This window comes from Rhizobacter sp. P2_H3 (assembly GCF_056403355.1).
Genome location: NZ_JBFUFQ010000172.1, coordinates 1 through 12536 on the forward strand (window position 1 = coordinate 1; position 12536 = coordinate 12536).

The following is a 12536-nucleotide window of genomic DNA, read 5'->3' on the forward strand; positions in this document are numbered from 1 at the left end:
GCGCTGCGCGACCAGCGGCGCGCGCGCCCACAGCGCGATGCCGGTGCCCGGCACCAGGTCGACCTGCGCGCGCGTCGCGGCCCAGGCCTGCTCGAACGCGACCGGYAGGTTCCAGGCCTGCGCCGCGAGCTGCGCATACAGCGTCTCGAAGAAGTACTCGGCCAGCGCATCGTCGAACGTATCCTGGAAGCCCATCGCCGCCAGCACGCCGGCCGGCAGCAGCTGCGGCGCAATGCGGGCCGCGGAGTTCCACAGGTTCAGGCCGACGAAGAACGGCCGGTGCCGGCCGCCGCCGGTCAGCGCATGGGCCAGCTCGGGCGGCGCCACCATCACCGGCAGGCCGTCGCTGCGGCGCATCAGGACACCGTCGACGACGCCCTTGTCGTCGCGCTGCCAGTCGGCGGCACTGCGCTGCTCGTCGCGCAGCGTCACCGCCACGTCGGTGCCGGTGCCACCGTTCGCAAGCTTCGCGATGCCCTCGTGGTTGTCGAAGCCGCAGAGGTGCACGATCTCCGGCCGGAACGCCGCGCACAGCGCCGTCAGCTCGGCGAGCGTCGGGTTCACGGCCACGCGCCAGCGCGGGTCGTCGCCGGCCAGCCCGAAGGCGCGGCGCACGCGCTCGGTCTCGTCGCCCGCGTCATAGGCCTGGGCCAGCGCGCCGGGCAGCGACTGCACGACCAGCACCCGGCCGTCCATGCGGCGCCCGGGCAGCGGTGGCGCGTCGACAGGGTCGAGCTGCCGCATCACCGTCAGCCCCGATCCGGACGCCCCCATGCGCCGGTAGCGCCGCGTGGCGCGCGACAGCACGAACTCCCACGGGAAGATGCGGCCTTCCCAGCCGACGCTCTCGGACTCGAACGGCATCGTCACGACGACGCGCCCGGCCTGCGCGATCTCGCGCAGCGCCTCGTCCGTCAGGCCGAAGGCCGCCAGCGTCGCGGTGGCATCGGCCTGGTGGCGATCGGCCACGTCGGGCATGTCGCGCCAGCGCTCGCGGCTGCGCAGCACGTAGCTCCAGCGCAGCGCCTCGTTGGCCAGCGAACGCGGCCGCGCCACGCCGGCCGGCGCCGCGCCGGGCCCGCCGAGCAGGTAGCGCCGCGTGGCGGTGACGATCTGGATGCGGGGCAGGAAGCCGTCGGCTTCGTTTCGCGGGGGCATGGGGTTCTCCGGTTCGCCGGTGCTCGGGGGCAGGCCGCGCGCAGTCTATCGGGATGCGATGGCGCCGCGCTGGTAATATACGAACCATATATGATCCATACATTCATGGCGAGAACCCGATGGGCATCGTGAAGATTTCAGACCAGATGCATGACAACCTGCGCAGCGCGAGCGATGCGCTGAGCCGCTCGATCAACGCGCAGGCCGAGCACTGGATGCGCGTGGGCATGCTGGCCGAGCTGCACCCCGCGCTGAGCTACGGCGACATCTGCCAGATGATGCTGCGCGCCGCGCAGTCGAAGGAGCCGGCGCTGTCGTTCGTGAAGCCGGAACCGCCGCGGGCGGCCACGCTGCGCGCACCGCGGAGGGTGGCCCGATGAACCGCACGGCGAATGGCCAGAGCGCGCGCCCGGCGCGCCACGTCAAGTTCCACCCGCCCGCCGATCTCGCGATGGCGCGCGCCGCCGGCGCGCTGGCCGCCGAGGTGCTGCAGATGATCGCGCCGCACGTGAAGGCCGGCATCAGCACCGGCGAGCTCGACCGGCTGTGCCACGAGCACATCGTGCAGGTGCAGAAGGCGATTCCGGCCAACGTCGGCTACCACGGCTACACGAAGACGATCTGCGCCTCGGTCAACGAGGTGGTGTGCCACGGCATCCCGTCGGAAGGCGAGGTGCTGCGCGATGGCGACATCGTCAACATCGACGTCGCGGTGATCCGCGACGGCTGGTACGGCGACACCAGCCGCAGCTTCCTGGTCGGCGAGGTGTCGCCGCTCGCGCGCCGGCTGGTCGACACCACCTACGAGGCGATGCGCGCCGGCATCCGCGCGGTGCGCCCGGGCGCGACGCTCGGCGATGTCGGCCACGCGATCCAGTCGGTGGCGCAGCGCGAGGGTTTCAGCGTCGTGCGCGAGTACTGCGGCCACGGCATCGGCCGCATCTACCACGACGAGCCGACGGTCGCGCACTACGGCCAGCCCGGCCAGGGGCTGCGGCTCGCGCCGGGCATGGTGTTCACGATCGAGCCGATGCTGAACGCCGGCAAGGCCGGCACGCGCACGCTGCCCGACGGCTGGACGGTGGTCACGCGCGACCGCTCGCTGTCGGCGCAGTGGGAGCACATGGTCACGGTGACCGAGAGCGGCGTCGAGGTGCTGACGCCGTGGCCGGAAGGGACCGGCGCCTACCCCGCGGTTCCGTAGGGCCGAGCGCCGGGCCGCCCCAAGCCGGCCCGCATCCCCCCGGGGGATCGACCGGCGTACCCGCCGGTCGAGGGGTCGTCATGCCCCTTCAGGGCACCAGCGAATGCACCCACGCCGACACCGGGTTGCCGCGGATCATCAGCCGGTTGCGCGCGAGGCATTCGAACTGCGCGCCGAGCTTGCGGGCGACCGCAAGGCTCGGCTCGTTGCCTTCGGCGACGACGATCTCGATGCGCTGGAAACCCAGTGCGCTGAAACCATAGCTGGCCAGCGAACGCGCGGCGCGGGTCGCGATGCCTTGCCCCTGGGCCGACTGGCGGACCCAGTAGCCGAGGTTGCAGACCCGGTGGATGGTGTTGAACTGGTTGAGCCCGGCGCCGCCGACCAGCCGGCCGCTGCGCTCGTCGAACAGCCCGAACTCGCAGGCCTGGCCTTGTGCCAGGCTGTCGGCGCAGTCATCGGCCCAGTCGATCGCGTCGCGCACGCCGTAGCCGGGGTGGCACCAATCCATCCAGCGGCCGATCGTGCCGATCGATTCGCGGACGGCTTCGGCCATCGCGCGGGCGTCGTCGCGCGTCCAGGGGCGAAGCACCATGCCGTCGAAGCGCAGGGGCTCCATCGGATCGCGCGTGTCGATGCGGCGCGAGGCGGTGTCACCCATCTCGAGCTGCCAGGGCGCAGCGGCCAGTGGCGCAGCCTCGGTGGGCGGCAGGGTGTCGTCGACGACACGTCCACTCTGACTGAAATCACCGAAGTCATCGAGGTACGAAGCAGCGGCATCGTCGCGGGGGCGCGCGTCACGGGAGAGGACATCACGAAAGGCCATTGTTCGCATCATCGGTGGGCGCCACGCGCCGGTCGTCTTCGATCACGGTGTCCGCCCAGGCGCTGCCCGACGGGAACCCCGTGTCCTGGATCGTCGAGGGCGCTGCGGCATCGGCGTCGTGCCGCAGCGGCGCACCGCCGATGCGGGACCACAGTCGCTGGAACATCGGCGCCGCATCCTCGGCACCAGGTTTTCTGGAAGACATCGATTCCATCCCTGGAGGAACGCCGACCATCGGCGCGATGTCGGATGAATGGCAAGAAGCGGTCCATGGCGGGCCAACCGCCGCGGCCGCGATTTGTCAGTCCCCGCTTTCGGCCGGGCCGCGCCGGCGCTGCGTTTGCCGCGGCCATCGACACGCTGCGCCCGCGCCCTTCAAAAAGCGTCAGGTGCCGATTGCGTCGGCCGGCGGACACTTCTTGTTCCAGGGTGCCGCGGATGGTCACTGCCCGTGGTCCAGCACCGCGCGCACCTTGGTCGCCAGCGCCTGCGCGGTGTAGGGCTTGGGCAACAGCTCGACACCCGGGTCGAGCCGCCCGCCGTGCACGATGGCGTTCTGCGCATAGCCGGACGTGAACAGCACCGCGATGCCGGGCAATCGTTCACGCGCCTTGTCGGCGAGCTCCGGGCTCTTCAGGCGGCCGGGCATCACGACATCGGTGAACAGCAGGTCGATCGCCGCGTGGTGCGCCACCGCATCGTCGATCACGACCAGCGCCTGGTCGGCATCGCCCGCCTTCAGCACCCGGTAGCCGAGCTCCTGCAGCATCTCGACGGTGGCGCCGCGCACCGCGGCATCGTCCTCGACGACCAGCACGGTCTCGTCGCCGCCGGCGCCGGTGCCGCTGCCCGGCGTCGCGTCGACCGCGTCGGCGCCTTCGTGCGCACGCGGCAGGTAGAGCTTGACGGTGGTGCCGTGCCCGGGCTCGCTGTAGATCTTCACATGGCCACCCGACTGGCGCACGAAGCCGTAGACCATCGACAGCCCGAGCCCGGTGCCGCTGCCGGTCGGCTTGGTGGAGAAGAACGGCTGGAACACCTGGGCCAGCACCTGCGGCGTCATGCCGCAGCCGGTGTCGCTGACGGCCAGCATCACGTACTGGCCCGGCTTCACGTCGACCTGGCCGCGCACGTAGTCGTCGTCCAGGAAGGCGTTGCCGACCTCGATCGTCAGCCGGCCATTGCCATCCATCGCGTCGCGCGCATTGATCGCCAGGTTCAGCAGCGCGTTCTCGATCTGCGTCGGGTCGACGAAGGTGTTCCACAGGCCCGCGGAGACGATGGCCTCGACCTCGACGCCCTCGCCGATCGAGCGGCGCACCAGGTCCTCGATGCCGTGGATGAAGCGGCCGACGTTGACCACCCGCGGCGCCAGCGCCTGGCGGCGGCCGAAGGCCAGCAGCTGGCTCGCCAGCTTGGCGCCGCGGCGCACCGCGTCGGTGGCGCTGGCCAGGCGCTGCATGACCTTCTCGTCGGCGTGCGTGAGGCGCGACACCAGGTGCAGGTTGGCCGAGATCACCTGCAGCAGGTTGTTGAAGTCGTGCGCGACGCCGCCGGTCAGCTGRCCGACGGCCTCCATCTTCTGTGCCTGGCGCAGGCGCTCCTCGGCCTGGTGGCGCTCGGTGACGTCGACCGCCTCGGGCACGATCGCGACCACCGCGCCGTCGCGGTCGTGCACCGGGCGCATCGCGAAGTCGAACTGCCGCCAGCCGGCCGGCAGCAGCAGCCGGATCTCCTGGCGCAGGCTGTGGCCCTGGGCCGCCGCCTGCACCGCCTGGCGCACCGTCTGCGGCATGCCCGGCGTGCGGGCGAACCACGGCGTGTCCCAGAACGGGCGGCCGATCACCGTGTCGAGCGTCGACTCGATGCCGCGCAGCGAGGATTCGTTGGCGTCGAGCACGCTGCCGTCGAGCGCCAGCAGGCCCTGGTACTGGAAGCTGGTCGCGAAGATCGTGCGCATGCGCGCCTCGCTGGCCTGCAGCGCGGCGGTGCGCGCGGCGACCAGGGCCTCGAGCTGCGACTGCAGTTCGGTGTGCCGCACCTGCGCATCGAGCAGCAGCTGCGCGGTGCGTTGCCGCTCGCCCACTTCATGGCGATGCAGCCGCCGCGAGCAGTGCAGCGACCAGCCCAGCCACACCGCCACCGGCAGCAGTGCGCCCAGCAGCAGCACCAGCATCAGCGGCGGCGTGTCCATCGTCATCGCAGCCGGGTTCTGGACAGCCGCTTCGCATTGGCCACCGCGGTGCGGTGCACCGGCGCGAGGCCCTGGCCGAGCACGCCGAGCGCGGCCGACTGCAGGTGCGTGCCGATCGCCTGCGCCGACGGCGGGCCCCAGGGCGACAGGCAGGCGCGCCACCAGAACACCGCGAAGGCCTGCTGCGCGCGCCACACCTGCAGCCCCATCGCCATCCACGACTGCTGGAAGGCGGCGGTCTTCTCGGCGCTCATCAGCTTGAACTCGCGCTGGTCGCGGGGGGAGGGCGCGGCGCCCGCCAAGGCCATGCGGGCGATGCGGTGCGCCATCACCGGCGGCACCGCGAAGGCGAGTTCGGCACTGCGTTGCGCGAGCGTGCTGTGTTGGCGTTTCGACATGGCGTGCTCCTGGGTTGAAGCCACTGTAAGGGCCGGCCGGCGGCTTCGGTGACGTCGGGCCGCCGGTCGCGCCCTATTCCTACAGCGCGTGCCATCGCAGTCCGACGCGCAGCGCCGCGGCGCACGACGACGATGGATCCATCCCCTTCAGGAGACCACGGTCATGGCTTATCAGAACGTCGAAAGCGTCGGCATCTCCACCGGTCCTCGCGCCGCTCCCGCGCCGGCCCAGCGGACCGAGGCGGCGCCCCGCAGCGCGGTGTCGTGGGGCGCTGTGCTCGCCGGTGCGGCCGCGGCGGCCGCGCTGTCGCTGATCCTGCTGGTGCTCGGCGTCGGGCTCGGCCTGTCGTCGATCTCGCCGTGGGCGCGCGACGGCGCCAGCGCCGCCGCCGTCGGCGCCGGCACGATCCTGTGGGTCACGCTGACGCAGCTCGCCGCGTCGGGGATGGGCGGCTACTTGGCCGGCCGGCTGCGCACGCGCTGGGCCGACACCGCTGCCGACGAGATCTACTTCCGCGACACGGCGCATGGCTTCCTCGCGTGGGCGGTCGCATCGCTCGCCACCGCGGCGCTGCTGGGCAGCGCGATCGGCGGCATCGTCGGCACGACCGCGCGCGTCGGCGGCGCGGCCGGTGCAACGGTGGCGACGGCCGCCGCGGCCGGCGGCTCCTCCGAGCTGATGAGCTACCACGCCGACGCGCTGTTCCGCCGCGACGCCAACGCGACGGTCACCGCCACCGACGCGCCGCCGCTCGCCGAGGTGACGCGCATCTTCGCCACCGCCGGCCGCGCTGCGACGCTGCCCACCGACGACACGCGCTACCTTGGCCAGCTGATCTCGCAGCGCACCGGCCTGTCGCAGGCGGATGCCGAGAAGCGCGTCACCGACACCTGGACCCGGCTGCAGACCGCGCTGAACGATGCGCAGGCGCGGGCCCGCGACACCGCCGACAGCGCGCGCAAGGCCTCGGCCTACGCGTCGCTGTGGCTGTTCATCTCGCTGCTGGCCGGCGCCTTCGTCGCGAGCCTGTGCGCGACCTGGGGCGGCCGCCAGCGCGACCTCTGAATTCACCATCAACCGGAGACATCCGATGCGATCCCTGCTGCTGTTCTTCCTCGGCGTCCCCATTCCGATCATCATCCTGATCGCGCTGTTCTTCCACTGATGGCGTGCCCTTGAGATGACCGAGGTCCGTACCGGCCAGGCCGACACGCCGCTGACGCGCGACGAGTTCGGCCGGCGTTTCCGGCAGCGCTGGGCGGATCCGGCGTACGACGGCGAGCGCGCGGCCATCGCGCGGCTCGAGGCCATCGCCTGGCTCGCCGTCGACGAAGGGCGCAAGGCGCCCGTCACCCGGCCCGCCGGCCCGGGCTTCGCGGACCCGGGCTACGAGACCTCGGTCGAGTGGCTCGACACGCACCAGCGCCTGAAGGCCGCGCAGGCGAACTGGGCGAAGCCCGGCACGCGCTCGCGCGTGCTGGTGATCTGCGGCAGCGCCCGCAACGACGGCACCTGCCCCGGGGAGATGTCGAAGACCTGGCGCCTGGGCGGCCTGGTGCGCGAGGAGGTCGTGCGCGCCGGCGTCGATGCCGACCTGTTGGACCTGAGCCTCGTGACCTCGGAGTACGGGCGCCGCATCCATCCGTGCAAGGGCTGCGTCGGCACCGCGATGCCGCTGTGCCACTGGCCGTGCAGCTGCTACCCGAACCATGCACTCGACCAGGCGAGCGACTGGATGGCCGAGATCTACGAGCGCTGGGTCAGCGCGCACGGCATCGTGATCGTCGCGCCGACCTACTGGTACCAGTCCCCGAGCCCGCTGAAGCTGATGATCGACCGGCTGGTCTGCGCCGATGGCGGCAACCCGGACCCGAGCAGCACGCACGGCAAGAAGGCGGCCGAGGCGAAGGCGATCGAAGAGCGCGGCTGGGATTTTCCGAAGCACCTGGCCGGCCGCGTGTACGGCCTGGTGGTGCATGGCGACGTGGCCGGCGTCGAGCAGCAGCGGCATGCGCTTGCCGACTGGCTGGACTGGATGGGGCTCGTCGATGCGGGCGATGGTGCGCAGCTCGCGCGCTACCTGGGCTACTTCGAGCCGTACTTCAACAGCCACGAGACGCTGGATGCCGATACCGCGTTCCAGCAGGAGACCCGCCAGGTCGCGCAGGCCGTGCTGGCGGCCGTGGCGCAGCTGCGAAGCGGCACGCTCTCGCGGCTGGATGCGGCGCTGAAGCCGCCCCGGCCGAAGTAGCGTCCCGGATCACACCCGCGGCGGATCCCCTTCGCGCTGCGGATGGCGGTGCTTCGCCACCGCCGCGATGAAGGCCTGTGCCGTCTTGTCGTCGCCGCTGCCGAACAGCACACCGGGGTCCGGCGAGCCATCGCCGAGCGTGGTCGGCACCTGCGCCTTCTCGATCAGCGCGCGGCCGGCGCCGAGCGCCAGCAGCGTCTTGCCATGGCGCCACGTCAGCGTCGCATATTCCAGCGCCTGCCCGAGCCCGAGCAGCACCTCGACGCCCTTCGGGCCATCGGGCAGCACGACCGCGTCGAACAGCACCGGCGGCGAGTTCTCGAGCGAGCCGGTGGCCTCCAGCGGCTCGCCGTCGGCCGTGGTGACCGCGCCGATGCGCGGCGCGACCACCGTCGGCACCGCGCCGGCCTTGCGCAACGCGGCCAGCAGCTTCGCGATCGGCTTGCCGGCCACGCCATGCGCCGCGAGCAGCGCGATGCGGCGCGTGCGGACGCCGCCCTCGCCCGGCCGTGCCGCCAGCGACAGCGGCGGCGACACCGTCACCTCCGGCCGTGCCGGCTTCGGCAGCGCGCGCGGCAACGGCGGCGGCAACGCCATGCCGAGCCCGTCGGCGACGGCCTTGGCCAGCGGCTTCGAGACGTTGATCAGCGAGGCCACCATGCGCTCGCGCACCGCCGGCACCGTCACCTTGCTCAGCTCGAAGCGGAAGCCGCCGATGATGTGCGCCTGCTCCACCGGCGTCTGGCTGTTGTAGAACAGCGTGGCCTGCGTGTAGTGGTCGGCGAATTTCTCCGGCTTGCCGCGCAGCTTCTCGCCGTCGATCGGCTGCGGGAACGACACGAAGCCCTTCGAGCCGGCCTGGAACGGGCACCCGCCGCCGAGCGAGTTCGGCTCGTAGGCGACCCGCCCGCGGTTCAGCGCCTGCCGGTGCATCCCGTCGCGCTGGTTGTTGTGCACCGGCGCGAGCGGCGCGTTGATCGGGATCTCATGGAAGTTCGGCCCGCCGAGCCGCGAGATCTGCGTGTCGACGTACGAGTGGATGCGCCCGGCCAGCAGCGGGTCGTTGCTGAAGTCGATGCCCGGCACCACGTGCGCGACGCAGAACGCCACCTGCTCGGTCTCGGCGAAGAAGTTGTCCGGGTTGCGGTTCAGCACCAGGCGGCCCACCGGCTGCAGCGGCACCAGCTCCTCGGGGATGATCTTGGTGGCGTCGAGCACGTCGAAGCTGAAGGCCTCGGCCTGCGCCTCGCTGAACACCTGCAGCCCGAGCTCCCACTCGGGGTAGTCGCCCGCCTCGATCGCCTCCCACAGGTCGCGCCGGTGGTAGTCGGCATCGGCACCGGCCAGCTTCACCGCTTCGTCCCACACCAGCGAGTGCGTGCCGAGCAGCGGCTTCCAATGGAACTTGACGAAGCTCGATTCGCCGCGCGCATTGACGAAGCGGTAGGTGTGCACGCCGAAGCCCTGCATCATCCGGTAGCTGCGCGGGATCGCGCGGTCGGACATCACCCACATCAGCATGTGGGTCGACTCCGGCATCAGCGAGACGAAATCCCAGAAGGTGTCGTGCGCCGAGGCGGCCTGCGGCATGCCGTTGTGCGGCTCGGGCTTCACCGCATGGACCAGGTCGGGGAACTTCATCGCGTCCTGGATGAAGAACACCGGGATGTTGTTGCCGACCAGGTCCCAGTTGCCCTCGTCGGTGTAGAACTTGATCGCGAAGCCGCGCACGTCGCGCGCGGTGTCGATCGAGCCGCGCTCGCCGGCCACGGTGGAGAAGCGCACGAACACCGGCGTGCGCTTGCCGGCGTCGGCGAAGGGTGCGGCGCGCGTCAGCCTGGTCAGCGGCTTGTAGCACTCGAAGTAGCCATGTGCGGCCGAGCCGCGCGCATGCACGATGCGCTCCGGGATGCGCTCGTGGTCGAAGTGGGTGATCTTCTCGCGCAGGATGAAGTCTTCGAGCAGCGTCGGCCCGCGCAGCCCGGCCTTCAGCGAGTTCTGGTTGTCGCCGACGGCGACGCCCTGGTTCGTCGTCAGCACCTCGCCGTCGGCATCGGCGCGCACGCGCTGCAGCGAGCCGAAGCCTTCGTGCGACGGCGCAGCGTCGCCGCCCTCACCGGTCTTGCCGGTGTCGTTGGCCTCGCTCAGCGTGCCGGCACCGGTGGAGGCCGATGACAGCTGGCTGCGCTGCCCGACGGGCGGCGCGATCGCGTTGTCGCGCCCGATCTCGTTCGGCTTGTTGGCGTTGTACGGGATCGCCGCCGCCAGGGCTTGCACCTCGACGGCCTGGCGCTCCTGGCCGGCCGGGCTCGGCGGAATCGGGCGGCGCTTGCCGGCGGAGGTCTTCGGGGGAGTCTTCGGCATGGGGTGTCCTTCGGGTTCTCGTCTTCAGGGCGTCTTGCGCGGCTGGGTCGACTGCAGGTCGGGTGGCGCCGGCTTGTGCAGGCTGGCCTTGCCGGCTTCGGCCGACGGCAGTTCGGCGGGCGTCGCGCCATCCGGGTTGGTGCCGGCCTTCGGGCCGTGCTTGGTGTCGGGGCTGCCGGCGTCGTGGATGCTGCGTGGCTTGTTCGACGGGCGCGGTGTGGAGGGGCTGGCGGGCTTGGTCATTGCAGTCTCCTGAAGTGGGGGATGCTCAGCGCCGCGGGCGGCCGAGGATCCAGACAGCGGCGACCAGCGCCGCGGCGATGCCGACACCGGCGGCGACACGCTTGCCGCTCGGACGATGGCGGCCGAGAAACACCTTGGCCCCGGCGAGCAGCAAGCCGTAGCGGCCCGCCTTGCCCGGTGTGCGGAGCCAGTCGGCAACCGCCTTGCCGACGTGCGACAGCGGCCGCGCGGGGCGTGGGTTGTCGGTCAGCCGCGCGGTGCTGCCGTGGTCATCGATGTATCGGGTGGTCATGGGCTGTCCCTGTCGTGGCGTGACGATCATGGGCAAACGGCGTACCTGTGCAGGGCTCGCAAGTTCGCACTCACAGTCGCGTGCTTCTCCTACAGCGGATGCGGTTCGAGTGCATAGATTGGAGGGGTCACTTAACAGGAGTTCCCATGCCGACATCCCACACCGCCACCCGTTCGCACACCGCCACCGCCACGCGCACCCGCAAGGCACCGCCGGCCGATGCGATCAAGCTGCTGCGCGCCGACCACGCCGAGGTGAAGAAGCTGTTCGCCGAGTACGAGAAGCTCGCGAAGGCCGAAGCCGATGCCAGCGAACGCGAGGCGCTGGCGCTCGACATCTGCAACAAGCTGACGGTGCACGCGCAGATCGAGGAAGAGATCTTCTACCCGGCCTGCCGCGACGCACTGCAGGACAAGGACGACCTGCTCGACGAAGCCACCGTCGAGCATGCGAGCGCGAAGGACCTGATCGCCCAGTTGCAATCGAGCTCGCCCGACGACGACATGTACGACGCCAAGGTCAAGGTGCTCGGCGAGTACATCGACCACCACGTGAAGGAAGAGCAGAACGAGCTGTTCCCGAAGGTGCGGGCGAAGCTCGACCTGAAGGACCTGGGTGAGCAGGTGCAGGCACGCAAGGAAACCTTGCTGGCCAGGCTGGACGCCGCGCACTGACGAACGCGTCCCGGACCGCCTGTCGCGATGGACCTGTCGATCTTCGCGTTCAACGTCCCGCCGCTCGAACTCGTGGTGCGCGGGACGCTGATCTACTGGTTCCTGTTCGCGCTGTTCCGCTTCGTGCTGCGGCGCGACGTCGGCTCGGTCGGCATTGCCGACGTGCTGCTGGTCGTGCTGATCGCCGATGCGTCGCAGAACGCGATGGCCGGCGGCTACGACACGGTGCCCGAAGGCTGCGTGCTGGTGCTCACGCTGATGGGCTGGAACTGGCTGCTCGACTGGGCCTCGTTCCGCTTCGATGCGGTGCGCCGCTTCGCCGAGCCGCCGCCGCTGCTGCTGGTGCGCGACGGCCGGGTGCTGCACCGCAACTTGCGGCAAGAATTCCTGACGCTGGACGACCTGCAGTCGCAACTGCGGCAGAACGGCGTCAGCAACCTGGCCGACGTGCGGCGCGCGTTCATGGAATCGGACGGGCGGTTTTCGGTGATCACGCGGGAGGGGCAGCGCCCGCAGGGCTGATCAGCCGGCCGTCGCGCCCTCCGACGCGCGCCGTAACACCGCCTCCAGCTCGTCCAGGTCGACCGGCTTCACGAAGTGCGCATCGAAGCCCGCCTCGCGCGAGCGCTTCCGGTCTTCCGCCTGCCCCCAGCCGCTCAGCGCGACCAGGTGGATCGCGCGCCCCCAGTCCTCGCCGCGGATGCGCTTCGCCACTTCATGGCCGCTCAAGCCCGGCAGGCCGATGTCGAGCACGATGGCCTGGGGCCGGAACTCGCCGGCCACGGCCAGCGCCGCCGGGCCGTCGTGCGCGACGCGCACCTGGTGCCCGCTCATCTCCAGCACCTCGGCCAGGCTTTCGGCGCTGTCGACGTTGTCGTCGACGACCAGCACCCGCAGCACGCCGGGTGCGGCGGCCGGCGTGGCCCCGGCC

Annotated in this window: 15 protein-coding genes; 6 read left to right on the plus strand and 9 right to left on the minus strand. The window is 71.2% G+C overall.

What is annotated here, in order from left to right:
* Nucleotides 1–1158, minus strand: a 1158-nt coding sequence (locus AC1D1T_RS23860; RefSeq protein WP_477825406.1) for a hypothetical protein, incomplete at its 3' end; no start/stop codon positions are given.
* Nucleotides 1159–1277: 119 nt separating this feature from the next.
* Here AC1D1T_RS23860 and AC1D1T_RS23865 point away from each other — a divergent pair.
* Together AC1D1T_RS23865 and map are read left to right on the plus strand one after the other, a co-directional pair.
* Nucleotides 1278–1538 (plus strand): ParD-like family protein, encoded by a 261-nt coding sequence (locus AC1D1T_RS23865; protein WP_477825407.1) that lies wholly within the window; start codon nucleotides 1278–1280, stop codon nucleotides 1536–1538.
* A gap of 71 nt (nucleotides 1539–1609) precedes the next feature.
* A complete protein-coding gene (map, locus tag AC1D1T_RS23870) occupies nucleotides 1610–2362 on the plus strand; it encodes a type I methionyl aminopeptidase (protein ID WP_052212267.1) in 753 nt (250 codons plus the stop codon).
* Between the two features lie 88 nt (nucleotides 2363–2450).
* On the opposite strand, the gene AC1D1T_RS23875 is transcribed toward map, so the two are convergent.
* The 4 genes from AC1D1T_RS23875 to AC1D1T_RS23890 form a co-directional block, all read right to left on the minus strand.
* A complete protein-coding gene (locus AC1D1T_RS23875; protein WP_477992598.1) occupies nucleotides 2451–3188 on the minus strand; it encodes a GNAT family N-acetyltransferase in 738 nt (245 codons plus the stop codon).
* On the minus strand, nucleotides 3175–3423 hold the full coding sequence (locus AC1D1T_RS23880) for a hypothetical protein (RefSeq protein ID WP_477825408.1): 249 nt from the start codon (nucleotides 3421–3423) through the stop codon (nucleotides 3175–3177). The genes AC1D1T_RS23875 and AC1D1T_RS23880 overlap by 14 nt, the downstream gene beginning before the upstream one ends.
* Before the next feature lie 207 nt (nucleotides 3424–3630).
* Nucleotides 3631–5388, minus strand: coding sequence for an ATP-binding protein (locus tag AC1D1T_RS23885; protein WP_477992599.1), 1758 nt, complete (start codon nucleotides 5386–5388; stop codon nucleotides 3631–3633).
* On the minus strand, nucleotides 5385–5780 hold the full coding sequence (locus tag AC1D1T_RS23890; protein ID WP_477825410.1) for a polyhydroxyalkanoate granule-associated phasin: 396 nt from the start codon (nucleotides 5778–5780) through the stop codon (nucleotides 5385–5387). The genes AC1D1T_RS23885 and AC1D1T_RS23890 overlap by 4 nt, the downstream gene beginning before the upstream one ends.
* 163 nt (nucleotides 5781–5943) lie before the next feature.
* Between AC1D1T_RS23890 and AC1D1T_RS23895 the strand changes: the two genes are divergently transcribed.
* Both AC1D1T_RS23895 and AC1D1T_RS23900 read left to right on the plus strand, forming a co-directional pair.
* Nucleotides 5944–6846 (plus strand): hypothetical protein, encoded by a 903-nt coding sequence (locus AC1D1T_RS23895; RefSeq protein ID WP_477825411.1) that lies wholly within the window; start codon nucleotides 5944–5946, stop codon nucleotides 6844–6846.
* Nucleotides 6847–6961: 115 nt separating this feature from the next.
* Nucleotides 6962–8032: a flavodoxin family protein gene (locus AC1D1T_RS23900; RefSeq protein WP_477825412.1), complete on the plus strand. Its 1071-nt coding sequence runs from the start codon at nucleotides 6962–6964 to the stop codon at nucleotides 8030–8032.
* 9 nt (nucleotides 8033–8041) lie between these two features.
* Here AC1D1T_RS23900 and AC1D1T_RS23905 read toward each other — a convergent pair whose 3' ends face one another.
* From AC1D1T_RS23905 to AC1D1T_RS23915, 3 genes are read right to left on the minus strand one after another with little or no spacing between them, the layout of a single operon-like run.
* A complete protein-coding gene (locus AC1D1T_RS23905) occupies nucleotides 8042–10396 on the minus strand; it encodes a catalase (RefSeq protein ID WP_477825413.1) in 2355 nt (784 codons plus the stop codon).
* A 24-nt stretch (nucleotides 10397–10420) separates the two neighbouring features.
* On the minus strand, nucleotides 10421–10639 hold the full coding sequence (locus AC1D1T_RS23910; RefSeq protein ID WP_477825414.1) for a hypothetical protein: 219 nt from the start codon (nucleotides 10637–10639) through the stop codon (nucleotides 10421–10423).
* Between the two features lie 25 nt (nucleotides 10640–10664).
* A complete protein-coding gene (locus AC1D1T_RS23915) occupies nucleotides 10665–10931 on the minus strand; it encodes a hypothetical protein (RefSeq protein WP_477825415.1) in 267 nt (88 codons plus the stop codon).
* Nucleotides 10932–11077: 146 nt separating this feature from the next.
* Between AC1D1T_RS23915 and AC1D1T_RS23920 the strand changes: the two genes are divergently transcribed.
* Entirely contained in the window at nucleotides 11078–11605 is a 528-nt protein-coding gene (locus AC1D1T_RS23920; RefSeq protein WP_047507268.1) for a hemerythrin domain-containing protein, read from the plus strand.
* 27 nt (nucleotides 11606–11632) lie between these two features.
* Nucleotides 11633–12127: a DUF421 domain-containing protein gene (locus tag AC1D1T_RS23925; protein WP_465110450.1), complete on the plus strand. Its 495-nt coding sequence runs from the start codon at nucleotides 11633–11635 to the stop codon at nucleotides 12125–12127.
* On the opposite strand, the gene AC1D1T_RS23930 is transcribed toward AC1D1T_RS23925, so the two are convergent.
* A partial coding sequence (locus AC1D1T_RS23930) for a response regulator (protein ID WP_477992600.1) occupies nucleotides 12128–12536 on the minus strand: 409 nt, incomplete at its 5' end.